Here is a 19,946-nt window from a genome sequence, read left to right as displayed (position 1 = left end):
GTCAGTTATGATGTGAGTTCGAGTCTCACCCTACCGCCACAATTCATATACACCGCCCTGAATACCGCTTTCTATCGCTGAGCTTTCAACTTTAAACATGTTGATGATGGTATCTAAGTCGATGCCTTTGCCTTCAAACCTCACAATGACCTTGATAGATTCCGGCCCTTGATTGATGACATACAGCAATTCATTTCTGGCAGGCTCCCAAAGTACCTGTGCTTCTGATTGATTAATCCAGGTACTCAGATTTGTATAGTCTGCCATGCCGAGTACTTGGCCTTTGTCCTGGTGCTTTTCACTGTGGGCATGAGCTAAGGCACGCTCTGACAAAACCAAAGTGCGCGCCGCATCAATGCCTTTGTCTTTGAGTTTGTCATTAATATCATCATTCAAAAATGACACCACGGTTTTATGCTGGGGCCTTGGGCCATTGGCTTTGAGCCCGTCAGTATCTTTTGCTTTCTTAGCTGCCTGAAAGCGTTCTATGCGGGCGATACTGTCTTTTGTCCATAACTCAAAAGCTCTGGCTCTCTCGTCGCTGTTATTGAGCGCTTGAATGGTTTGTGCACGCAGCTCAACGTCTTCAACTTTCCCCAGTTTTTGAGCCACGCTGACATCCGTGCCAAACGCACTTTGTCCAGGCGAGTAGGCCCAACCCACATCCGGTGTCATTACGCTGCCGTCTGGCAATTGAATGCGTGCATGAGGTAACGTTTTAATGTCGCCCGTCTCTTTGCTCACAATCTCCGCCTCAAAGGGTTTCACCCAATCACCTGTCTCTATGGTTAGACCGCGAGATTTGACTTGTGCTTCAGTGAGTGCACGAACACGGCAACGGCACCCCCAGCCATTTGGTGGGAAAATGATTGCCCAAATAGGGTCGTCAAACCGAAACACTTTGCCATTTAACAGCGAGTGCTCTGGCCGTGTTTGGTTATCGTCGATAGCGACATACTGCCAGTATGGGTGGGTTTTGCTGCGGGCCATCAAGCGTCGATAGCGGCCAGACATATAGGCGGTTTGTAGATTGGTGCGATAGATAGTGTTAAGACGGTACGGGCTACCAAGCTGAATGTCATCATCTTGGGCATTCTTTTCTTTTCCCCACCACCCCAAGCGCTGAAGCTCTGGAGTAAGCTGCTCAGCAAATTGCTTTTTTGTTAGCCCTTCAGTCAGCGCTTTGTCTGTGTACTTTCTAATTGCCTCCAGCACTTCCATGTTTTGCACTCTGGCAACCGTAAAGGCTTTTGCTTGGGCATTTGTCAGTACATCATGCCACTCGTCACTGATTGCATACCCCTTTGATTTAAAGTAGGCCACCGCATCCGCTGGCGGTTTATCAAAGGCAACCGCCAGATTTACATCACTCATTGATGGTCCCCCAAATCTCACTGACAAAAATTAATCGTGTCAGCAGGTCAGTGAGCTGTCCTTGGTCCAAGGTAGGGTAAAGCTCTGCCAGGTTCACAGCGGCCAGCTCTTCACTTTGTACTAGGGCATCCATCAAGGGTTTAAGCGTGGCTTTGTATTCGTCGCGCATGTCGCCATTGGTGATGGCGTCTATGGCATTGTCTAGTTCGCTTTGTTTCGTTTGGTCGTTTACCTCAGCACTGAGTGCTGCAATTGACGTACTCAAAGCTGCGGTGGCGCTTGGCGCTTCTTCTTTTGGCAGCTCTAATACATCTTCGTCTTTCGCTGCGGTAGGAATGCCCAGGCGGTCATGCACCCAAGATTTAGGAATAGCCATTCCCATTCCAACGAGTGAGCGCAGCGGATAGGCTAAGTCGCGCATTGCTTCTGTGGTTGAAGTATCAAACTCAAACCGTGGTAAGCGACGATTTCCGCTGTAACTTCGCCCATTCAGCGCATACATAGGGTAAAGAATATCACGGTTAATTGTTTGTTCTAGCTGGTGTAAATCACTTTGCGTGATGTCTTGTTTGACTTCATTGTGTACGTTGCCAAGAGCATTAGTGCTTGACTTGCCATCGGCTTGCGTTGTGAGCGTGCCACCTAAAATGGCTTTGGATTGGGTCAACTCACACCATTTAATCATGGCTTCGAATGGGTCGGACTGGCCTTGGGCCGCATTTTGAAAATCAATATCCATGCCGCGTGGGATGATACCGCCTGCGTTATGCCCAATCGACATCACAGCGCGAAGAAGTGTTGCTTTTTCCTCGTCACTGGCACCGCTTTGGTATTTACCCAGTCGAAGAGGTAGGCCGTAAATCTCCAAAAACTCTGCGAGGTCACGCACACTGTAGTTTTTGAACAAGAACGGCCAAGACAAAACAGAAAGCAAACCCGCACGATGCACATAACCAGATTTAGACTTGTGCACGTGCAGTGCCCACCCAAACGGATTAAGCGTTTCCCCTTCGTTGGTACCGTCATTCAATACCAGGTGATTATGATTGTCAGGGTGCGTCATAAACAGGTTTTGGTCTTGGAATTCATACCCTGTGATGATTTGTTGCTTTTCTACATAGTCCCATTTTAGCTCGTTAGCACTAAAGCCCTTCAATATGGCGTCACTGAAATCAAACAACAGATCATAAAACCAAGTAGCATCGTCTAAAATCTCAGCCAATATTTCAGCGTCCCGCTGTTCTGCGGCGCTGGCGTTGCGCGGTGGTTTAATGTTGAAGTCTAAGCCGATGATGGCGCGACGGCGTTTGCCAAGTTCGCAAGTTATATGCCCGTCTTTGTCTTCAATGTCCTTAGCTAAGTCGGCCATAGCCGCCAAATTGCCTTCTTGGGCTTCACGCAGTAAAGCTGCCAGCTTTGCAGGTGTCAGAGCTTGTGTCGGATGCTCTGCAAACTCTTTACGCATCGCTGCAATACGGCTGTTTAAATCAGTTTGTGTCTCAGTCAGTTGTTTTGAGGAAATCGGATTACCATATAGGTCTACTATGCTCATATCTTACTTTACCTATTACCAACAGCCCGCGCCTTGAAAGCTGCCCAGGTCTTCATAATTAAAATCACTGTGTTTGTTTGTGTCGTGCTTATTTGGAAGTGGAGTAAATTCGATGGCGCTGCCATCCATCCAAGATGCGCGATTTGCCATTGCCAAACCCACAGCAAAGTCACCGTGGCGTTGGCGTCCATCACTGCCTTTGTCTGAACCTTTATCAATCTTGGGTGTTCCATTGTGTACGCTGATCTTTTGCATATCAGCCAGAATGTCTTGATGTTTGGGTATGTCGATGTTTTGATCTTCAAACTCTGCTTTGAGCTTTGGCATCCATTCGCGATACCAATTGTCATTCAGCATGACTTGCTCAACCATGTCTATACCAAAGTGAAGTGCTGCGGCCTCTGCTAAATAACCACCATTACCTGTGGCATCAAAAGCTAGACCAGTAAGGCGTGGTAGGCGCATCGTGAGATACAACATGATGTGACGCTGCATGTCATAAGTGAGGTTAGTTAGCTCCACAACAAAGGGAACACGCTTGGCAAGGCTTTTGGATATTTCAAGAGGAACAAACACCGTCAAATCGCCACGCCTTGCAAAGTCTTCTCCAAAGCTATGGCTCAATGCAGGGTTTAATTGCTCAAGAAGTGGTTCAAGTTCTTCTGCAATCCAGGCATCAACCTCTGAGCGTTGTGCTTCTTCCGTCCAGCTCATGAAATCGTCAGGTGCTTCATAGCCAATTATTAGAATGTCCTTTTTCATCGCGGCTTCAATTAGCACGCGAGGAATGTAGGTGCCTCCGCCTTTTTTGGGCTCACAGAAGTACTCTTCTCTGGCGTCTTCTTGACTCGCGGTATCATTGAGCAAGTCATCAATCCACTTGCTCTCAGCATCACGTGTCCATTGCGTTTTTTTAATCTGGCAAATACGTTGATAGAGTCCTTCTTTACATGCATCAGCCAGTGTAATTGTATGCACTGAATATCGCTTTTTACCTGCGCGACTATCCTGTATTAGCTCATTGAAGAGGTTGTCTATGCCATTGTGTGTGCTAATCAGTCGCACCTTAGCGCCCCACATAGTGAGTGCCAGTGCCGCTTTTAGCACTTCGGCTAAGCGATCATGAAACGCCGCCTCATCTATGGTGACATTGCCTTGCATACCCCGTAAATTCGCGGGATTAGAACTGAGCGCTTGAATTTTAAAACCACTGGCAAAGTAAATAACAAATGTCAGGATCTCTTTTCCGTCTTGTCCATCATCAACGAAGATCTCTTCTTGAATTCCGCCTGCCGCTTTATTGAATGCCTTAGCCCACATTGCAGCCGCTTCGATAAACTCCCGTGCCATCTCTTTGTTGGAGCCAACATAAAAATGGTTTGTGCCTTGGGCTTCTTTGCTTTTACTGGCTTCTAAAACTGCGTCTGCGGCCTCTGCCCAGGTGATACCTGTTCGACGGCTTTTCTCTGCAATTTTGAGTGGGGAACGGTCAGCTATCCAGCGCTTTTGATAGCCAAGCAATAACTCGTTTGGGTCAAACGGGATGAATACAGGAAGGCCGAATTTTCTTTCAAACTCATCACATTTGTTCAGGTCATGCTGAAGCTTAGACAAGTTAATCTCTGGTGCTACATTTGCCATTATGCGATCCCCAGTATTTGGTTCTTAATTTGCTGAGCACCTTCAGCAGTTAATCCCGCTTGAATCGCTGACTCTTCAGCAGCGGCAGCGGCTTCCTCTGCAAAGGCTTTACGGATATCTTTTTCACGTTGGTGGGCTTTCATTGCGGTAGACTCTAGGCGCTGTGCTGCAAGCATGGCGTCTTTCAGCATATCTAGATCGATATTCTCAGCGGAGTCAGGCTCTAACATTTGGCGTTGGAACAACTGGAATAGTTGGGTGCGGGCCATTTCTACAATTAGCTTTGTCGTATCTCCCATTGGCTTGTCGCCTAGCTCTGCAACCAATGCTTCGCTGGCAGCTCTGGTTTCTCTCAAATGTTTGGCAATGGCTTCCGTTTTTTGTGCATGACGTGACAGGCCAGAGCGAGAGATAGTCGCTTCTTCAGGGAGTCCGGCATCGAGTATCAACTGGTTCACTGCAAACAAAATGTCAGCTTGAGAATTGCCTGCGTCTCGTAGCATCTCATCTATCGTGCTTTTGATATGCTCTGGCAACATATCAATTTTACTGGGCTTGCCACGGTGTGCTTTGTCACTCATAGCAACTAACTCCGAGGTCCAGGTCGCTTAATGCCAGGCACGACGCTAACCCCTTCAGCAACATCCATGCCCGCCGGAGTAATTCGCGCAACCCACGTGTTTTCGCTCATTTTCTCTAGTGAGATGTAACGGTTTTGCTCCAACCAATTGAGTTCAGTTTTAAGTTGATCTCTGGTACAACCAAGGGCGTAGGTTTTGAGCACATCCATCAACATTGATGTATTGGCACCGTAGTCCTGAGATTCTTTAAGCGTGATTAAAATGCTGATACGTTGGTGCTCAGCCATGACTTGATTAATTGGCATCTCTGTTACCTCTTAGTTCGTTTTCCATTAGTAAATCTGTAACGCGCTTTAAATCGCCAAGTTGAGGTGAAAGCACGTCAATCTTGCCCCCAACTTCAATTAATCGTTTATCCAGTTCGTGTAAGTCTTCTGTACTGGGGAGGTCTTCAACTGTTTTTTCAACAGCATCTACACGCTGCTTTAAATCGTCATGTGCTTTTTTAGTCACAAATGTGGCTCGCAACCAAGCTATGGCTCCTGCACTAACAATCACAACTCCCACTGCGATCATCTGTTTCCACCACTCTATTAAGAATTCCATTACTCAACCTTTAATGTGATGCGGTCTGCGGAACAAGCCAGAAAACTTCATTTGAATTTCGGCTTCAGTGACCGACTGCCAGCCCTTAACAAATCTTGATTGCATCGTCCCATCGTGACTATGGCGCGGTATTTCATTGGAGTTGAAAGGAAGATCATTGAGACGGCTTTCTATCTCATAGTTCAGTCTCTTGATCCGCCCCTGTTTGAAGCTCCAGTCCCAGTTTTTACCCATGAGATACCTCCTTTAAAGCTAAATCAGTCATGTGCTCCAAGCGGTTAAACCAACCTTCCAAGTTGGCGATTTGAGACGAATCTTGTGCACAAATACGCGCATACTTTCGAGCTCGCTTCATTCCTAGCCCAATCAACAGTGATGCTGGTTCCATTGATAATGTTGCTTTTAGTGTGAGGGGGCCAAAAATGCCATCAGGCTTTGAGTTTGCCTTTTTCTGAAGTAGCTGAGTCATTCCATTAACGCCATGCTGAACCGCTCCATCTAACAACATAAGGGCCAACCCCGTGTCCACGTGTTTACAGTGCATAGGTCGCCAATAATTTGTGTGATAAATCCGAACAGCGTTAGAGAGTGTTAGTGAAGATATGTCGAGTTTAGGAAACGCAGATTGACTAATTCCAAATTTGGTAAGCCCACCACGATCGTTTGCTCTACTGTTAAGCCCCCCATCTGATTTAAGTGCGCCTTCAGCATGGAGAATAGGCAGCATACAATCCATAAACTCAACTGAGTACGGTTTGAAAATAGCTGATAAGTTTTTAGCTAAATCAGGTGATGTTTTTAAAAATTCAAGGTAAGTAGGTTGCATGTGGCACTCTGTTTCGTTCTTGTTGATTACAGAGTGCCAATGCTGGACTTGGATGTATTTTAAACTGGGTTAATAAATCAGTCGGTACAATTGGAAAATTGTTGTTAAATCTGATTGGGTGAAATTATTAATAAAATAATACTCCTATTGGGTTAGGCCACTAAAACTAGGCTCATACTTCAGATTTTTAGGACCTTTTTTTTAACTTAATACTTCACTTAAGCTTAGGTTTATTGTTAGTATCAAGTTAATGGAATGGAGTTTCATATTTTTTGTTGGCAAGGAGTGATCAATAACGATCCCTCATATGATTTATTAACTCAGTTTAAAATAAACGCGCGTTGATAGTGTTATTCTATTTGCTCTATTTCAAACGGAGTAAAAACCATGCATAACAAAATATTGACTAAACAAGCAGTAGAGCTTTTATCCCAAGTAATCGGTGGTTCAGCTGGTGGTGGTGGTGGAACTGAACCTCAGCAAAGAGCTGTATCTAAGCCTACTCCTCTTTCCAAAAAAGATGTTTTGAAAGTAACAGGCGGATCAGCTGGCGGTGGTGGTGGTGTTGAGCCAACAGCAGCAAAGGCCGCTTTTAATGATTTGATTATTAAAACGGGTAAAGGTTAGTTATGAATACGTTCTTTGCAGTGGTTGATTGGTCGCTAATCAGCAGCAAAGTTGCAGCTTTGATGGCACTAATTTTCTTTGCAAAGCAACCATTAAAAGTAATGTTGTTAGGTAAACCCTCTAACGATTGGCGCGAGCAGGTTGAACACTCCCTGCTCGTTGTGGCAGTTATAAGCATGGTTTTCCATTTTTTTGGCCGTTTATCTTCTGATGCGATCTTGTCAGCTGAAATCAGCAAGCAAATGAAGATACAACTGTATTACTTCTTTTTCGCTTTTTATGAGCTAATTTATGTTACTTGTATTATCAAGTGGCATCGTTTTAAAAACTGTGTAGTAGCCAAATACTCCAGATATGTATGTTACATGTCTGTAGCTATGGCTGTGTTACTCGTATGTAGATATGCAGATAGGACCGTTCTTGAAACAAATGCTATGGATGGAATCTATGGTTATTTAGTTGCAAGTATAAATCTGGTCACATTATGCTTAATAGGCGCTTACCCTGCGTATCGATTGTTTAAGTTTATCCCGGACAAAAAGTGGGTATAGTTTCATGGAATTGGATACGCTATTTCTTGTTTTAATGATTGGATTTGTAGTTAGACTTGCTGCATTAGTTATGAGCTTAAAAAACTCTGATAGGCAGGAAGAAATGGAACGAGATGATCCAATAGTTTCACTTGTCGAAAAGCCACAAAATGTGGAGAGCATCGCCAGAAAGAGTAAAGAAAATGATTTGCTTGAAGCAGCTCGACTACTAGTTAAAAGTGATGCATTAGAAAAAATGTTTGAGCATGCTTGCGAGCTTGATTTACAACAATATGACCTAGAATTTAGATTTGAAAAACGTCAGTTTTTAAAGGGATTGCAAAGGAAGGGCATTATTGATATCAACAAAGAAAAAGAAGTATACATTAAAAGAGTAAGCGAGAGGCGTTAAGCCTCATCCGCCATGTCTAAAACCTGCCTGATAGTCGCTTGATTTAATTCACCTGTAAGTTCAGCTCTGGCGAGTATACCTACGGCTCGCTTGATTAGAGTTAAGTTTTTTACAGCGTCAAATTCGCCATTTACACCCAATTCTTTTCTAAGCCTTTTAACTTGATAAACAGATAAAATTGATTCTTCAGCTGCATAGATAGCTGCTTCTACAGCTTGCCCTAAATCTATTGCAGTCTTATCTATTAATTCTAAAGCAGGTCGTTTACCTGTGAGTAGAAAGTTGATGTCAAAACCAAGCTCTAACAGCAGCGCAAGCTTATCTGAGGGGATTGGGCTTTCCTTCTCCCATCGACCAATTGTACGCCTATTGACATCTAGTTTCTCAGCCAAGAACTCTTGACCAAAACCTAGCCGTTTACGTTCCTCTAAAAAGTGGGACATATTTATACCATTCAAAAAGCTTGACTACGTGACAAATATGTCCCATAGTGACACTGCAAATTAACTAAACCTTAAGTTACTGTTCGCCAAAACCAAACTTAAGGTTAACCTAATGAGGTAATGTACTATGAAACCAAGTGAAATCCAACATGCAATAAAGGCTGCTGGGTACAATCAAAGCTTAATTGCTAAAGCATTAAATGTGGAAGCGTCCAGTGTCTCTCAAGTTATTCATAATCGAGCATCCTCGTCTCGTATCCGTGAATTCATTGCAAAAGTAATAAATATGCCCGTCTCAGAAGTGTTCCCTTCCAAAACTCATATCAAACCACGCTTAACTGAGATCCAGCGAAAAAGTGCAATTTCAGAGCTGAAATCTATGTTACCTATCGCCTCTTGAGATCTCGGATATGACAAAATTAATTAAAATTAGTGAAGAAATTTTTTATGTAGTGAGCCGTTTGGCGGGGTTTTTCTCAAAGCCTCTAAACGCCTTTCAGGTAACAACGCCTTTGCGGCTAAATGATTTCTCCACCCACAGAGTAGCATTTGAACGCCCAAGCTTGTCTCTTCTGGTGAACGGTCAAACTCATCTATCGACAGGTCGAGGGTAGGCACCATGGCAGCTGCAATATCTGGAGTAAGACATTCTGCGAGTGCGGTTATAAAGGAGTTAAACGCTGATGTAGAGTCATATAGCAAGTCAATAGAGCTATCAATGTCATTATTCATAATAAGGCCAGATTGTTTCGTAAATTTATGTTTAGCACAGCTAGTTAAAGGACTGCTTAATGTGCCACCTCAGTTTGTTAACAACAGCATAGATGCGAGTGCAGCCAACGTACAGGCAAATCTACTGGCAATTATTGCCAGCAAAATTGCCAGCCATAAATTGATTAGGAACTAATAAGAATTAGGTGGCAGTAATGTTTTTATATAGCAGTACATTAGTGGAGAACAATAGCATGTTGAAAAGTGAAGACGCGCCTAAGTGCGATTTAACTTTCATCTTTATGGCTGCACTTAAGCACGCTGAGAATGAAAGTTGTTTTAGCCGTCCATCAATTATTGAAAGGATGAATGAAGCTTTAGGCGGCGAAAAGTCTATAACTAAAGATATATACAGTAAGTGGTTTAGTCTCAGCTCGCCAACAAAATTACCAGCAGAGTTTTTGCCTGCCTTTTGCTGGGCCACACAATCTATAGCACCATTTGCAGCACTATTAGCACCTCTAGAGCATAGCCCTGTAGATGCTCGAAGTGCGGCTGTTGTCGATGCATCTAGAAAGATAATGCAAGGGCAGAAATTGATAGATGAAGGCAACCAAGTACTTACCAAAATTCACCCTCAATCTTTAACCCCACCACATGCCCATAACTCTGGTTGTGAGTTAAGCGACATACAAAAATAGGAACTGAAAATGAGACATATCAAAGACCAAGCTATGCCCAAAATTCAGGTGGCGGAGCAAAAAAACAGCGATTGGCGTGCGGTGAATTATGCAAATGCGTCAACGCGTTTAATGAGTATGGAGCAGTTAAAAGCCGCAGCAAACAGAATGCAAAGAGGTGCAGCATGACTTTAATCATTAGCAAAATGACACGGGATGATGCAATAAGACTAGCGGAAGGTAAACCACGAGTTCAGTGCAATTGTTGCAAACGAAGTGAAAAGCCTAAGAAATCAGGTATTGGTGCTGATGAATGGTTAATTGCTGCTCATGCCAATGGATGGAGAAGGCTACAAAGCGAGCACTTCGATTTTGATTGTGTATGCCCAGACTGTGTGGACGCATTTGTTAGACCAGTAAGGGTGGCCGTATGAGCAATGAACAATATTTATCACCGCAAGTGCAACGCACTTTAAAAGCAATTGAGCTAATGGCAGGTCATGAAGTGTATGGCATTGAACCTAAAAAATTAGCAAAACTCGTGGGCTGTAGCGGCTCAGACTTAACTCGTGTTCTAGCTAATTTAGAGCATCAAGGCTGGGCCGAAAAACTGACTACAAACACACAGCGTTGGCGGTTGAATAAAAAGCCAGTGCATATCTGCAACACAGTTTCGCACAACTTCACTAGCGCCATTCGTGATCTGCAATTGGAACAAACTAAATACAACGGGGTGACATCATGAGCCAGAGCAATGCTGCTGCATTGATTGATACGCATGTGGCACAGAGTGAAATGATAGCTACATCACAAGATGCACTTCTACAACTGGGTCAAATTCAGGCATTCAATTTCATAGGTAAACTGGTCACGGTGACCGAATTAAAACTTGTGCAACAAGTAAAAGAGACCAAGAGTTACAAGGGGTTAACCTATTATGACGAAAATGAAAAATTGGTCACAGTGACCACTTGGGATGATTGTTGTAAGCATATTTTAAAAACTGACAGACAAAATCTAGATAGAAGGTTAGTAAACCTGCAACAGTTTGGTGAGGAGTTTTTTGAACAAGCCCAAAAAATGAAACTGGGCTATAAAGATCTTCGCGCGTTGCGTCAGCTACCGGAAGAAGATCAAACATTGGTCATTGAATCTGAGGCGGTGGACTCCGGCGACAAAGAAGCGGTCAAAGAGCTGATTGACGAACTCAAAGACAAGCACGCGAAAGAGACTGAAAAGTTAAACACTGAGTTAGATGCTACAGAGCGAATGCTCAATGCATCTCGCAAATCTGCTGCGGAAAAAGAAGATCAAATTGTTGAGTTAAGAGCAGAAAACGAACACAAGAAATTCAATTCAGAAAGGTGGAAAGGGGAAACAAAAAACTTCTTTGAGGTTTTAGTCAAAACTGAAAATCAAATCCGAGAAGGCTTTAACAAGATGCTATTGCTTAGCGAACAGTTAGAGACGATTCAAATGGATGACAAAACTTATGACGCTGCCAAATCAGCATTTTACGCTGACAACAAAATTTTACTAACTCAATTAGCTGGCATGTGGAACGAAATCCACCGTACCTATGGAGATATAGACGATGCCAAGCCGTCAGGCGAGTGGCTTGCCGAGTTGGGTTTTGAAGGTACTGAGGTGATGGAATGAGCGCATTAACAATAGAGTACTGGGCAGAGCAGATAGACAATGCAGGGCATGGTCAAAAAGGCACAATACGTGATCTAGCGTGTCAAACTCTAGGGTTAAATAAGGATGCATTTTATCGACAGCTAAAAAAATGTGGTTGGAAAAGTGGCAAAACAAAGCGCTCTGATGCTGGTACAACATCTATGGATGAGGCAACTATTGATATGTTGGTTGCAATGCTTAACCAAGGTGTCAGAGACAATGGCAAACGCATTTTAGATATTGGTGTTGCGAAATCTATATTAGTGGCGAATGGCTATACATGCCTGAGTGATAGCCAGATCAGCCGCATACTAACTAAGCGAAATGCGTCTGTAACAGCATTAGATAAGCCAACACCGCATATTCAAATGCGTAGTCTCGCGCCTAATCATGTGCATCAAGTGGACCCTAGCTATTGCCTACTGTATTACCCGCCTAATAGAAAAGGCAAGATACAACGTTATGCAAATGATGCTGAGTTCTATGCAAATAAGCCTGAGAACCTAGATAAAATCAGAAACCTGCGTGTGTGGCGCTATGTGTTAGTAGACCACAATAGCGGCATGATAAGAGTCCGTTACTATGAATCAGCGGGTGAGACACAAGCAAATTTATTTGACTTCTTAATGTGGTGTTGGAAACAACACGATGGCTCGCAGTTTATGGGGGTGCCTCAAATTCTGTTGTGGGATAAGGGAAGCGCGAACACGAGTAAAGCGATCACAAATGTTCTTGAATCACTTCAAGTTAAAAATATCCCTCATGAAGCTGGCAACCCTCGTGCTAAAGGGGCTGTCGAAGTTGCAAACAACATTGTTGAAAAGAACTTTGAAAGCCGGATTTTGTTTGAGCCTGTAAGTAGTGTCGAAGAGTTGAACGAATCGGCTTGGGCGTGGCAGGAGGCTTTCAATGCAAACAAGATCCCTGGCATGAATTGCAAACATAGTCGTCATAGACAAGCGCGTTTAGATATGTGGATGACTATCTATCAACCGCAAAATCGCAAGTATTTACGCATGTTACCAGACGAGCAGATTTGTAGAGTGCTGCTAATTAAAAAAGGCGAAACTCGCAAAGTGAACGGTGATTTGACTGTTACATATTCTCACCCTAGGACGAAATCTAAACTCAGCTATTCATTAAAAAACCTTGAGCACATTGGTAATGGGATCACGGTATCTGTTAGTCCAATCATCGTTGGTGAATCACCAGATTTACTGGTAGGCATTAAAAACCCGCTAGACGAAATTGTGTTTCATCAAGTGCAGCCAGAGGAGTTTGACAGCAGCGGCTTTAGAACTGATGCACCTGTTATTGGTGAGGCTCATGGTTGCTTAGCCGACACGTCGACGCAAACCGCAGTGAGAGAAGCGGATAGGCTTGCTTTCCCTGGTATGAATGAAGAGGAAATTAAAAAGGCCAAGAAAGTCAAAGCGGCTCCTTTTGGTGGCTTAGTTGCTCATACCCATTTGAAAGAGGTTGAGCATGAAACACGAATTGCACCTAAAGGGGAAACCATCCAGCCAGACAGCCTCATTGCTAAGCAAGTTACTCAAGCGCCTAAGCGCAAAGGTAAGGTGCTTGATGAGCTTGACTTGAGGATAGCAATAGCAGACCGCTTAGGGCGTAGCCTCAGACCAACAGAGATCGATTGGCTGTCAAAGCAAAAGGTTGTTGAAACGGAAGTTAATGAAGTCGTTGAACAGTTGCACAACGGGATAGCGGAAACCCCTGTGTTGAAGATGTCAGGATAAGCAGTGGAAAGATGTACAAACCTCAGCGTTGTATTCGATGTGCTGAGCATCAAACAAGCCCAAGTAGTAAGGGTGTTGGCGGCAAAAGGTATTCAACTAAGCACGACTAGCCTAAGTCGCATTAAGCGTAGAAACGAATGGCCCATCAATTGCGATAGGGCAAAGATTGAAAGCGAAATAAAAGACTATTTACGGGTGCATGGCGCAACTGAGGATCAACTGTCTGGTCTATTTGGTTGGTTTGAGCCTGAGCTAACTAAAAGAGATAGAGAACCGGAGGAAGATGAAATGTTAAAGGCCAAACTAAAACCAGCAACTAAAACCTTTTTTAAGATTAGACGAGACCCGTTTAATGACGAGTTTGAGTCTGTAGAAGATTTCTTCCTCACCGATTCACATCTGCAAACAATCGAAGAGCTTATAGCTGCGGCCAGAGCTAATTCAATGGTCATTGTTACTGGTGAATGTGGGAGCGGTAAATCTATGATCCGTCGTTTGTTTGAGCACAAAGTAAAAGAGGAATTTACTGAAATTATGCTGATCTCTCCTAAACGACGCAATCGAAAGAAAATAACAGCCGACGGTATCTCTCGTGCACTTTGTCGCTCGCTTGGCGTAAAACATTTAAATAACAGTGAAGACAGGGACGATGAAATTGAAAACACTCTGATTGAAAGGCATCGCAGTGGTTACAAGCATTTGTTGATTATCGATCAAGCTCAAGACCTAACTGAAGAGATGATCCGAGAACTCAAATGTCTTTGGGAAGTGACGGACGGGTTTAAGCGAGTTATCGGCATAGTGTTATTTGGTCAGCCTGAATTGAGAGAAAAAATCTCTGCACACTCAATGCGTGAATTCAGCATGCGTATAGATGATATCCGCATGAGGCCATTGGGGTTAGACGCCATTGACTACATGAAACATAAATTCACACGCATAGGGGTTAACGCCGACAAAATTTTTACAGAAGACGCATTGAGTGCTGTTCGTGGGAAATGCTACGGAAAAGTTGGGAAAGGGATCGGTTTTGATGACGAAAAAATGGATCAAACTTATCCGCTAAATATCAATGTATGGCTTGCGCATACGTTAAATATTGCAGCAACGATTGGTGTGAAAAACATTGACGAAAAGTTTGTACATAAGGTGTAGCCATGAGTGATCACATAGAAGTAACGATCAGCGGAACCGCACAGGTTCAAATCAAAAAAACAGTAACGCTGCCAAAAGCACAAGCCGAAGCAATGCTAGCTAGTGATGAGGCAATGCAAAACATGTTAGTCCGTCATGAGAACTTTAGCGTCAGCAACTGGGAAAACATTTATAGCCATGGAAAGCGAGAGTTTAGCATTGAGTCTCCTGCTCCTGGCTTTGTATGTGCAAATCATCTTTGTCGCTGGGTTGGCAATGAATCAGATAAAAAAGTTCCCGAAAATGACAATGGCTCTGAGGCTGTTTGTCCTAAATGCAAAGGTAATCGATTTTACAAAGTACAGCAGGTGGTGCCCCGTGGATAATCGTATTTTAAACAAGATCAAAAAGTGTTTAGCGCTGGCTAAGTCTGCCACGAATGAGAACGAAGCTGCTGCCGCTATGCGGTCAGCTCAGGCCCTTATGGAGAAGCATCGTATTAGTATTCATGATGTTGGCTTTGCTGACATTGATGAACAACGCACGGTGTGCGGTGTTAATCGTGTTGTTAGGTATCAAGCAATGTTTGTTAACCTCATTGAGAGAGCATTTGGTGTTGATTCGTTCATACAACAAACGTTCTCTCAAAGTGAGATCCGTTTTATTGGAATTGCACCTCAGCCTGAGCTAGCAAGCTATTGTTGGGACGTAATGTGGGCGAAACTCAAAGCTGATAGAGCAAATTATGTAAAGCAACAATCCAAACGTTGTTTGCGTAGGACCAAGATTGCCCGAGGTGACAAATTTGCTGAGGGCTGGGTAATTTCTATATATGAGCAAGTTTCTCAATTCGCCCGAACAGACACAGAAAATCAGCTCATTGAAGCCTACAAAACACGCCATTATCCAGATTTAGCAAAACGGAGTGGCACAAATCGAAGCAAAAAAGCCAATGTCGGTAATGCAATTATTGATGGTATTAAGGCTGGCAAAAAACACTCAATTAACCGCCCAATTAACGGCGAATCTCAACGTAAAATCTCAATGCAGTAAGGTGAAGTAATGGAACAGGAATTTTTATTTAATAGCCGTGGTATCAAAGTTCCACTAAGCAAAGTCAGTGAGACTGATAAGGCCCAAAATGATTTGGTGTTAGAGTCAGTGCAGCAAGCAAAGAACCTGAGTGCGGCACATGACGACTTTAAGCGCACTGTTTTCACATACATCAATAATTTTATAGCTGAAGTGGGCCATAAATACGGTGTAGAAATAGGCGGGAAAAAAGGGAATATCACGCTCACGTCATACGATGGGAAAAGCCGTATAAAAGTAGGTATTGCTGACAACATCACTTTTGGCCCAGAAATATTGGCAGCTAAAGAGTTGATTGATTCCGTCATTAATGAACTGTTAGATCACGTGGGTGAAGAGGCGCAGCTAATAAAGGACATTGCTCAAGATGCATTCGAAACGAATAAAGATGGACAGTACAGCAAAGCGAAGATCATGAATTTGCGTAGCAAGTATCGTGAAGGCCACAAGTCAGATGAATGGGCGGCTGCAATGAAAGCCCTTGATGATGCGTTCATACTATCAAGTACAAAAACCTATGTTGTCTTTCATGAGAAGGATGAATGGGGAAAATGGCACCAAATCCCGCTCGTTAGTAAGTCTCTGTAGGTGGTTATCATGAAAATGAACAAATCACGCTATATACAGCTGATCCATGTTGGTAAAAATCAACTGGATTGGGATGAAGAACTATATAGAAGTAACTTGGTTGCATTGACCCAAAAGAATAGTTGTTCTGATATGTCAGTCTCTGAATTGAGTACTGTGTTGGAGTTCATGAAGTCAAAAGGCTTTAAGCCAGTTTCAAATAAGGCCAAAGGTAAGTACTCGCCTAAAACCCGAGATAAAAAGTCACACACACCATTGGATAAGTTGCGCCAGTTGTGGATTGCGATGAAATCACGGGGCTATGTTCGGGATGGATCAGATCGTGCGTTGTTGAGCTGGAGTAAAAGCCAGGCAAAACGACTAAACCAAAACGTTGCCATTGAACGCTTGGAATGGCTTAAGCCAGGCATGACACACGCGCTTATTGAGCAACTAAAGCTGTGGTACAAGCGTGAGCTGATTAGTGACTTAGCTGATGTGCTTCCGGCGCTGCATGAATTACCTCTTAATAAAGAAGAGCAATTCGAGGCACGTAGCATGCCGTCTCTAGGCCAGTTACATAGTTGCAATGTTGAATGGCTAGAGTCTTCGATCGCTTTTATTGGCTTGATGTTGGGAAAATACGGAGAGCAAGGCAATGGAAATTAGTAATCGCAGAGATGATGATCATAAGGCACTGGTTCAGTGGATGGCACACAATCAGGGAGCTGATCACAGCTCTGATATATTTTTACTTGCATTGCTGGAGTTTGTGGCGGCAAGTTCACAAACCAAGTTAAACGAGAGTGATTCATACAAACTTGCACTGTCTGTTGTGGACAATGTGCGCCATGCATTTGGCGGGCAGCAATTGTATATATCTAAAGGAAGAACGCTGGACAGCCTTATTTTAAAAAATAAGGTTTGGAACGAGTTCACAGGTCAAAACCAAGCTGAGTTGGCTAGTAAATATAATGTTTCCCTTCCTTATATATACAGAATAGTTCAGAGCATGAGGCTGATTTCTCGTATAAGCAATACAGCTGATCAACCAGATATGTTCCCTGAGCTATATGAATGTATCAACTCTAAGGATCAGAAATGAATAAACGTAAATTTATTGCTGTGTCGTTGATTATGAGCACGTTGCTAATGGTAGGTGTTACATCGTGTAACCCTGTAGAGGTTGAGCCAGCGCCGCAAGTGTTAAACAAAAACGGCTTACCAGCATTACGGCCTATTTCGCCAGAGTCTACTTGGTTTGAAATATACGTTCATATGAAGGAACGTGAGTTGCACAAAAAGAAGAGGTATATAATGAAGGACAATAAGTTTTTAAACTCTCAAGCAAACAATATGATCTCGCATTTTCTAAATCATAGTGCCTGTGCCACACTCGAAGAGGTACTTTCCGCACTTCAACTATTGGGCGACAGAGTTGAAGAAAGGCAACAAGCATTTGCTAGTGATTGGAACGCTGAACAGGCACCAGCGGCTAAAACGATTAATTAGTACTGATTACAGCGGCGCGAATTTTTGACCGCCGCTTATTTCAAATAATGAAATGGTGTTTTAAATAATGTCTCACTCAATCCCGCACTCTCCCAGATATTCCCACAGTTTTCGCACAATTCCCTATTTAGTTTTCGTACATTAGATCACATGTGAAAGTAGGACATCGCCAAGCGCCAAATAAAAGAAAGCCCGATTCGAAAGAGTCGGGCCTTTTTTCGTTTAAGTCCCTCAGCAGTGGTTAAAACGGCTCATTTCACCTTGCGCAAAAAGAGCGCTCTCACTTCGTTCGCTGTCGCTAACCTTTTGCACGATAAGCGCAAGGTGAGGGGAGCAACCTTCACAGTGTTAATTCTTTACTCCTTTTAAATGCACTCCCGTAGCAATAGCTAAACTAGCTTATTTCACCTTGCGCAAAAGAACCGTACTCACTGCGTTCGCAGGCGGTAGCCCCGCTGCACCTAAAACACCCACACCTTCAAGCGCAATAACACGTTGGCATTGCTCATTTTGAGAAACAAGCAGTTCTAGGTTTTTAGTGACTTTATTCAGAGATTGCTCTATTTGCTGGTATTGAGCTTTTAAGACATTAACTAATGGCAATAATACCTCTGGTAAATCATTACGCTCAGTTAAAGCCCCTTTTAATGCTATCTTGGAGCGAGGAATAGTGATGCCATATTCATAAAATAGGGCCCTAATATGATTACCGAGTTGTGTAAGCTGTTTATCTAAAAACTGACGACTTACAGTGAACGTTTGGAGAATTTGCTGTTCGATATTTTTGACTGGAGAAAAGGGCATATTAGGCTGCATAGCAGCAACCGCAATCCCGATAGCGTCATTGGCATCTGTTTTTTTGTTTGCTTATATAAGGCTTAACATGTTTCGGAGACATGCCTCTAACTTCATGACCATAGGACTGAGCAATCCGCCCCCAATAATGAAAGCGCCCACATCCCTCCATGGCAACAATACTAGGTGGAGAGTTAGCGAGTATTTGGCGAACTTTAGATGGAGACTGTGCTTTATTAAAAACAATTTCGCCATGTTTAGAGACTTTTGTGACTTGAATAATATTTTTTGCAAGATCGAGCGCAATCACGTTACGATTATTCATATATGGACTCCTTTGTTTTGGTCGACACCACATTACACTGTATGTGAGATGTGGTGGAGTCCATATATCGTTTCAGGATCCAGACTTTGTTAATTTTGACTTGGTTGTTGTGCTTATAGAGGTGTATTGATTACCTCCCGTTAAAACGGCTCATTTCACCTTGCGCAAATTGAACGCACTCGCTCCGCTTGCTGTCGTTACACTTTACACCATAGACCCTGAAGCAAGTTCAGGGTGACGGATAGGTTGAGTGCCGTGTCACATTGGGTAAAACGGCTCACTTCACGCAAAAGAAATGTACTCACTGCGTTCGTTGTCATTAACCTTTTGCACCATGTCATCCTGAACTGGTTTCAGGATCCAGACTTTGTTAATTTTGACTTGGTTGTTGTGCTTATAGAGGTGTATTGATTACCTCCCGTTAAAATGGCTCATTTCACCTTGCGTAAAAAGAGCGGATTTACTGCGCTCGTTGTCGTTGCATTTTGCACTTTTATCCACAGGTTTATGTGTATAACATGTGTGTCTAGGTTGTATTTTTTGAGGTTAACTAAATAAATAAATTTATTAAGAAAAAAGCGAAAAAAACGCTTGCGCCAATCTTAAATCTCCCTATAATGCGCACCCACTGACACGGCGGGACGCAAACAAAAACGCAAACCAAAGTGAAGGTTAAAGCCAAACTGAAAGCTTAATTAAGAAAAATTAAATTTTCTAGTTGACTTTAAAAGTGAAGCGGTTAATATGGCGCTCCACTTTGCAGCAACGCTGCGGTAACTAACCAAGGGTTAGTTACATTGTTCTTTAAAAATATGAAGCAATCATCTGTGTGGGCACTCGTACAGATTGAGTTCTAACAGCTCTTGATTCAGGAGCAAAAGAATTAGAATCTCAATTTTACTGAGTGACTATAACAGTCAATTCGATTTATTTCTTTTATTAGAAATTATCAATCAGTATTCATTGAGTCAGGTACTCGGTACCAAAAAACTTTTAATTGAAGAGTTTGATCATGGCTCAGATTGAACGCTGGCGGCAGGCCTAACACATGCAAGTCGAGCGGTAACATTTCTAGCTTGCTAGAAGATGACGAGCGGCGGACGG

29 protein-coding genes and 1 rRNA gene are annotated in these 19,946 nt (G+C 43.1%); 18 read left to right on the top strand and 12 right to left on the bottom strand.

Annotated elements, in window-relative coordinates:
• Positions 1-30: 30 nt before the first annotated feature.
• The 8 genes from QNM18_RS26815 to QNM18_RS26780 are packed head-to-tail and all read right to left on the bottom strand — an operon-like array spanning position 31 to position 6,580.
• A complete protein-coding gene (locus QNM18_RS26815) occupies positions 31-1,374 on the bottom strand; it encodes a phage head morphogenesis protein (protein ID WP_284138911.1) in 1,344 nt (447 codons plus the stop codon).
• On the bottom strand, positions 1,367-2,926 hold the full coding sequence (locus QNM18_RS26810) for a DUF935 domain-containing protein (RefSeq protein ID WP_284138910.1): 1,560 nt from the start codon (positions 2,924-2,926) through the stop codon (positions 1,367-1,369). The genes QNM18_RS26815 and QNM18_RS26810 overlap by 8 nt, the downstream gene beginning before the upstream one ends.
• A 15-nt stretch (positions 2,927-2,941) precedes the next feature.
• On the bottom strand, positions 2,942-4,567 hold the full coding sequence (locus QNM18_RS26805; RefSeq protein ID WP_284138909.1) for a terminase large subunit domain-containing protein: 1,626 nt from the start codon (positions 4,565-4,567) through the stop codon (positions 2,942-2,944).
• Positions 4,567-5,148 (bottom strand): DUF3486 family protein, encoded by a 582-nt coding sequence (locus QNM18_RS26800; RefSeq protein ID WP_284138908.1) that lies wholly within the window; start codon positions 5,146-5,148, stop codon positions 4,567-4,569. Before QNM18_RS26800 ends, QNM18_RS26805 begins: the two co-directional genes overlap by 1 nt.
• Positions 5,149-5,153: 5 nt before the next feature.
• On the bottom strand, positions 5,154-5,453 hold the full coding sequence (locus QNM18_RS26795; RefSeq protein ID WP_284138907.1) for a VpaChn25_0724 family phage protein: 300 nt from the start codon (positions 5,451-5,453) through the stop codon (positions 5,154-5,156).
• Positions 5,443-5,754, bottom strand: coding sequence for a DUF2730 family protein (locus QNM18_RS26790; protein ID WP_284138906.1), 312 nt, complete (start codon positions 5,752-5,754; stop codon positions 5,443-5,445). The genes QNM18_RS26795 and QNM18_RS26790 overlap by 11 nt, the downstream gene beginning before the upstream one ends.
• A 3-nt stretch (positions 5,755-5,757) precedes the next feature.
• Positions 5,758-5,988 carry a hypothetical protein gene (locus QNM18_RS26785; protein ID WP_284138905.1) on the bottom strand — a complete coding sequence of 77 codons (231 nt, stop codon included), beginning with the start codon at positions 5,986-5,988 and terminating at the stop codon, positions 5,758-5,760.
• Positions 5,981-6,580, bottom strand: coding sequence for a glycosyl hydrolase 108 family protein (locus tag QNM18_RS26780; RefSeq protein WP_284138904.1), 600 nt, complete (start codon positions 6,578-6,580; stop codon positions 5,981-5,983). Before QNM18_RS26780 ends, QNM18_RS26785 begins: the two co-directional genes overlap by 8 nt.
• 387 nt (positions 6,581-6,967) lie before the next feature.
• On the opposite strand from QNM18_RS26780, the gene QNM18_RS26775 reads away from it, so the two are divergent.
• The 3 genes from QNM18_RS26775 to QNM18_RS26765 are packed head-to-tail and all read left to right on the top strand — an operon-like array spanning position 6,968 to position 8,149.
• Complete coding sequence (locus tag QNM18_RS26775; RefSeq protein WP_284138903.1) at positions 6,968-7,207, top strand: hypothetical protein; 240 nt, start codon at positions 6,968-6,970, stop codon at positions 7,205-7,207.
• A 2-nt stretch (positions 7,208-7,209) separates the two neighbouring features.
• The gene (locus QNM18_RS26770; protein ID WP_284138902.1) at positions 7,210-7,758 is read left to right on the top strand and encodes a hypothetical protein; all 549 of its coding nucleotides are present in this window, start codon (positions 7,210-7,212) and stop codon (positions 7,756-7,758) included.
• Between the two features lie 4 nt (positions 7,759-7,762).
• Entirely contained in the window at positions 7,763-8,149 is a 387-nt protein-coding gene (locus tag QNM18_RS26765; RefSeq protein WP_284138901.1) for a hypothetical protein, read from the top strand.
• Here the strand turns inward: QNM18_RS26765 and QNM18_RS26760 are convergent.
• Positions 8,146-8,592 carry a helix-turn-helix transcriptional regulator gene (locus tag QNM18_RS26760; RefSeq protein ID WP_284138900.1) on the bottom strand — a complete coding sequence of 149 codons (447 nt, stop codon included), beginning with the start codon at positions 8,590-8,592 and terminating at the stop codon, positions 8,146-8,148. The genes QNM18_RS26765 and QNM18_RS26760 overlap by 4 nt on opposite strands.
• Before the next feature lie 127 nt (positions 8,593-8,719).
• Between QNM18_RS26760 and QNM18_RS26755 the strand changes: the two genes are divergently transcribed.
• Entirely contained in the window at positions 8,720-8,992 is a 273-nt protein-coding gene (locus QNM18_RS26755) for a hypothetical protein (protein ID WP_284138899.1), read from the top strand.
• Between the two features lie 29 nt (positions 8,993-9,021).
• On the opposite strand, the gene QNM18_RS26750 is transcribed toward QNM18_RS26755, so the two are convergent.
• Positions 9,022-9,324 (bottom strand): hypothetical protein, encoded by a 303-nt coding sequence (locus QNM18_RS26750; RefSeq protein ID WP_284138898.1) that lies wholly within the window; start codon positions 9,322-9,324, stop codon positions 9,022-9,024.
• Positions 9,325-9,518: 194 nt separating this feature from the next.
• Between QNM18_RS26750 and QNM18_RS26745 the strand changes: the two genes are divergently transcribed.
• Genes QNM18_RS26745 through QNM18_RS26685 form a run of 13 tightly spaced genes read left to right on the top strand, consistent with a single transcriptional unit; the run spans position 9,519 to position 17,722 of the window.
• Complete coding sequence (locus QNM18_RS26745; RefSeq protein WP_284138897.1) at positions 9,519-10,004, top strand: hypothetical protein; 486 nt, start codon at positions 9,519-9,521, stop codon at positions 10,002-10,004.
• Positions 10,005-10,013: 9 nt separating this feature from the next.
• On the top strand, positions 10,014-10,172 hold the full coding sequence (locus QNM18_RS26740; RefSeq protein WP_284138896.1) for a hypothetical protein: 159 nt from the start codon (positions 10,014-10,016) through the stop codon (positions 10,170-10,172).
• Entirely contained in the window at positions 10,169-10,417 is a 249-nt protein-coding gene (locus QNM18_RS26735) for a hypothetical protein (protein WP_284138895.1), read from the top strand. Before QNM18_RS26740 ends, QNM18_RS26735 begins: the two co-directional genes overlap by 4 nt.
• A complete protein-coding gene (locus QNM18_RS26730; RefSeq protein WP_284138894.1) occupies positions 10,414-10,728 on the top strand; it encodes a hypothetical protein in 315 nt (104 codons plus the stop codon). Before QNM18_RS26735 ends, QNM18_RS26730 begins: the two co-directional genes overlap by 4 nt.
• The gene (locus QNM18_RS26725; RefSeq protein ID WP_284138893.1) at positions 10,725-11,642 is read left to right on the top strand and encodes a hypothetical protein; all 918 of its coding nucleotides are present in this window, start codon (positions 10,725-10,727) and stop codon (positions 11,640-11,642) included. The genes QNM18_RS26730 and QNM18_RS26725 overlap by 4 nt, the downstream gene beginning before the upstream one ends.
• Positions 11,639-13,417 carry a hypothetical protein gene (locus tag QNM18_RS26720; RefSeq protein WP_284138892.1) on the top strand — a complete coding sequence of 593 codons (1,779 nt, stop codon included), beginning with the start codon at positions 11,639-11,641 and terminating at the stop codon, positions 13,415-13,417. The genes QNM18_RS26725 and QNM18_RS26720 overlap by 4 nt, the downstream gene beginning before the upstream one ends.
• A gap of 3 nt (positions 13,418-13,420) precedes the next feature.
• Positions 13,421-14,572, top strand: a complete 1,152-nt coding sequence (locus tag QNM18_RS26715; protein WP_284138891.1) for an ExeA family protein — start codon at positions 13,421-13,423, stop codon at positions 14,570-14,572.
• A gap of 2 nt (positions 14,573-14,574) precedes the next feature.
• On the top strand, positions 14,575-14,937 hold the full coding sequence (locus QNM18_RS26710) for a hypothetical protein (RefSeq protein WP_284138890.1): 363 nt from the start codon (positions 14,575-14,577) through the stop codon (positions 14,935-14,937).
• Positions 14,930-15,604 carry a DUF7168 domain-containing protein gene (locus tag QNM18_RS26705; RefSeq protein WP_284138889.1) on the top strand — a complete coding sequence of 225 codons (675 nt, stop codon included), beginning with the start codon at positions 14,930-14,932 and terminating at the stop codon, positions 15,602-15,604. The genes QNM18_RS26710 and QNM18_RS26705 overlap by 8 nt, the downstream gene beginning before the upstream one ends.
• 9 nt (positions 15,605-15,613) lie before the next feature.
• On the top strand, positions 15,614-16,231 hold the full coding sequence (locus QNM18_RS26700; protein ID WP_284138888.1) for a DUF3164 family protein: 618 nt from the start codon (positions 15,614-15,616) through the stop codon (positions 16,229-16,231).
• Between the two features lie 9 nt (positions 16,232-16,240).
• Complete coding sequence (locus QNM18_RS26695; protein WP_284138887.1) at positions 16,241-16,879, top strand: gp16 family protein; 639 nt, start codon at positions 16,241-16,243, stop codon at positions 16,877-16,879.
• Positions 16,869-17,315, top strand: coding sequence for a Mor transcription activator family protein (locus QNM18_RS26690; protein WP_284138886.1), 447 nt, complete (start codon positions 16,869-16,871; stop codon positions 17,313-17,315). The genes QNM18_RS26695 and QNM18_RS26690 overlap by 11 nt, the downstream gene beginning before the upstream one ends.
• Positions 17,312-17,722: a hypothetical protein gene (locus tag QNM18_RS26685; RefSeq protein ID WP_284138885.1), complete on the top strand. Its 411-nt coding sequence runs from the start codon at positions 17,312-17,314 to the stop codon at positions 17,720-17,722. The genes QNM18_RS26690 and QNM18_RS26685 overlap by 4 nt, the downstream gene beginning before the upstream one ends.
• 399 nt (positions 17,723-18,121) lie before the next feature.
• On the opposite strand, the gene QNM18_RS26680 is transcribed toward QNM18_RS26685, so the two are convergent.
• Complete coding sequence (locus QNM18_RS26680) at positions 18,122-18,526, bottom strand: hypothetical protein (protein WP_284138884.1); 405 nt, start codon at positions 18,524-18,526, stop codon at positions 18,122-18,124.
• Between the two features lie 37 nt (positions 18,527-18,563).
• Complete coding sequence (locus tag QNM18_RS26675; protein ID WP_284138883.1) at positions 18,564-18,842, bottom strand: hypothetical protein; 279 nt, start codon at positions 18,840-18,842, stop codon at positions 18,564-18,566.
• A gap of 994 nt (positions 18,843-19,836) precedes the next feature.
• Here QNM18_RS26675 and QNM18_RS26670 point away from each other — a divergent pair.
• A 16S ribosomal RNA gene (locus QNM18_RS26670) occupies positions 19,837-19,946 on the top strand; the annotation flags it as partial.

The sequence above is a fragment of the Pseudoalteromonas obscura genome (genome assembly GCF_030135505.1).
GTDB lineage: Bacteria > Pseudomonadota > Gammaproteobacteria > Enterobacterales > Alteromonadaceae > Pseudoalteromonas > Pseudoalteromonas obscura.
Note: the sequence above shows the minus strand (reverse complement) of the source record. Positions and strands in the feature narration are given on the sequence as shown.

Bases quoted from the DNA above. Each gene is read 5' to 3' on its own strand.
- QNM18_RS26735 (WP_284138895.1), top strand. From the start codon at position 10,169: ATGACTTTAATCATTAGCAAAATGACACGGGATGATGCAATAAGACTA.
- QNM18_RS26720 (WP_284138892.1), top strand. From the start codon at position 11,639: ATGAGCGCATTAACAATAGAGTACTGGGCAGAGCAGATAGACAATGCA.
- QNM18_RS26775 (WP_284138903.1), top strand. From the start codon at position 6,968: ATGCATAACAAAATATTGACTAAACAAGCAGTAGAGCTTTTATCCCAA.
- QNM18_RS26780 (WP_284138904.1), bottom strand. From the start codon at position 6,580: ATGCAACCTACTTACCTTGAATTTTTAAAAACATCACCTGATTTAGCT.
- QNM18_RS26770 (WP_284138902.1), top strand. From the start codon at position 7,210: ATGAATACGTTCTTTGCAGTGGTTGATTGGTCGCTAATCAGCAGCAAA.
- QNM18_RS26785 (WP_284138905.1), bottom strand. From the start codon at position 5,988: ATGGGTAAAAACTGGGACTGGAGCTTCAAACAGGGGCGGATCAAGAGA.
- QNM18_RS26700 (WP_284138888.1), top strand. From the start codon at position 15,614: ATGGAACAGGAATTTTTATTTAATAGCCGTGGTATCAAAGTTCCACTA.
- QNM18_RS26800 (WP_284138908.1), bottom strand. From the start codon at position 5,148: ATGAGTGACAAAGCACACCGTGGCAAGCCCAGTAAAATTGATATGTTG.
- QNM18_RS26740 (WP_284138896.1), top strand. From the start codon at position 10,014: ATGAGACATATCAAAGACCAAGCTATGCCCAAAATTCAGGTGGCGGAG.
- QNM18_RS26730 (WP_284138894.1), top strand. From the start codon at position 10,414: ATGAGCAATGAACAATATTTATCACCGCAAGTGCAACGCACTTTAAAA.
- QNM18_RS26685 (WP_284138885.1), top strand. From the start codon at position 17,312: ATGAATAAACGTAAATTTATTGCTGTGTCGTTGATTATGAGCACGTTG.
- QNM18_RS26690 (WP_284138886.1), top strand. From the start codon at position 16,869: ATGGAAATTAGTAATCGCAGAGATGATGATCATAAGGCACTGGTTCAG.
- QNM18_RS26810 (WP_284138910.1), bottom strand. From the start codon at position 2,926: ATGAGCATAGTAGACCTATATGGTAATCCGATTTCCTCAAAACAACTG.
- QNM18_RS26710 (WP_284138890.1), top strand. From the start codon at position 14,575: ATGAGTGATCACATAGAAGTAACGATCAGCGGAACCGCACAGGTTCAA.
- QNM18_RS26790 (WP_284138906.1), bottom strand. From the start codon at position 5,754: ATGGAATTCTTAATAGAGTGGTGGAAACAGATGATCGCAGTGGGAGTT.
- QNM18_RS26760 (WP_284138900.1), bottom strand. From the start codon at position 8,592: ATGTCCCACTTTTTAGAGGAACGTAAACGGCTAGGTTTTGGTCAAGAG.
- QNM18_RS26725 (WP_284138893.1), top strand. From the start codon at position 10,725: ATGAGCCAGAGCAATGCTGCTGCATTGATTGATACGCATGTGGCACAG.
- QNM18_RS26795 (WP_284138907.1), bottom strand. From the start codon at position 5,453: ATGCCAATTAATCAAGTCATGGCTGAGCACCAACGTATCAGCATTTTA.
- QNM18_RS26765 (WP_284138901.1), top strand. From the start codon at position 7,763: ATGGAATTGGATACGCTATTTCTTGTTTTAATGATTGGATTTGTAGTT.
- QNM18_RS26750 (WP_284138898.1), bottom strand. From the start codon at position 9,324: ATGAATAATGACATTGATAGCTCTATTGACTTGCTATATGACTCTACA.
- QNM18_RS26695 (WP_284138887.1), top strand. From the start codon at position 16,241: ATGAAAATGAACAAATCACGCTATATACAGCTGATCCATGTTGGTAAA.
- QNM18_RS26755 (WP_284138899.1), top strand. From the start codon at position 8,720: ATGAAACCAAGTGAAATCCAACATGCAATAAAGGCTGCTGGGTACAAT.
- QNM18_RS26805 (WP_284138909.1), bottom strand. From the start codon at position 4,567: ATGGCAAATGTAGCACCAGAGATTAACTTGTCTAAGCTTCAGCATGAC.
- QNM18_RS26745 (WP_284138897.1), top strand. From the start codon at position 9,519: ATGTTTTTATATAGCAGTACATTAGTGGAGAACAATAGCATGTTGAAA.
- QNM18_RS26675 (WP_284138883.1), bottom strand. From the start codon at position 18,842: ATGAATAATCGTAACGTGATTGCGCTCGATCTTGCAAAAAATATTATT.
- QNM18_RS26680 (WP_284138884.1), bottom strand. From the start codon at position 18,526: ATGCCCTTTTCTCCAGTCAAAAATATCGAACAGCAAATTCTCCAAACG.
- QNM18_RS26815 (WP_284138911.1), bottom strand. From the start codon at position 1,374: ATGAGTGATGTAAATCTGGCGGTTGCCTTTGATAAACCGCCAGCGGAT.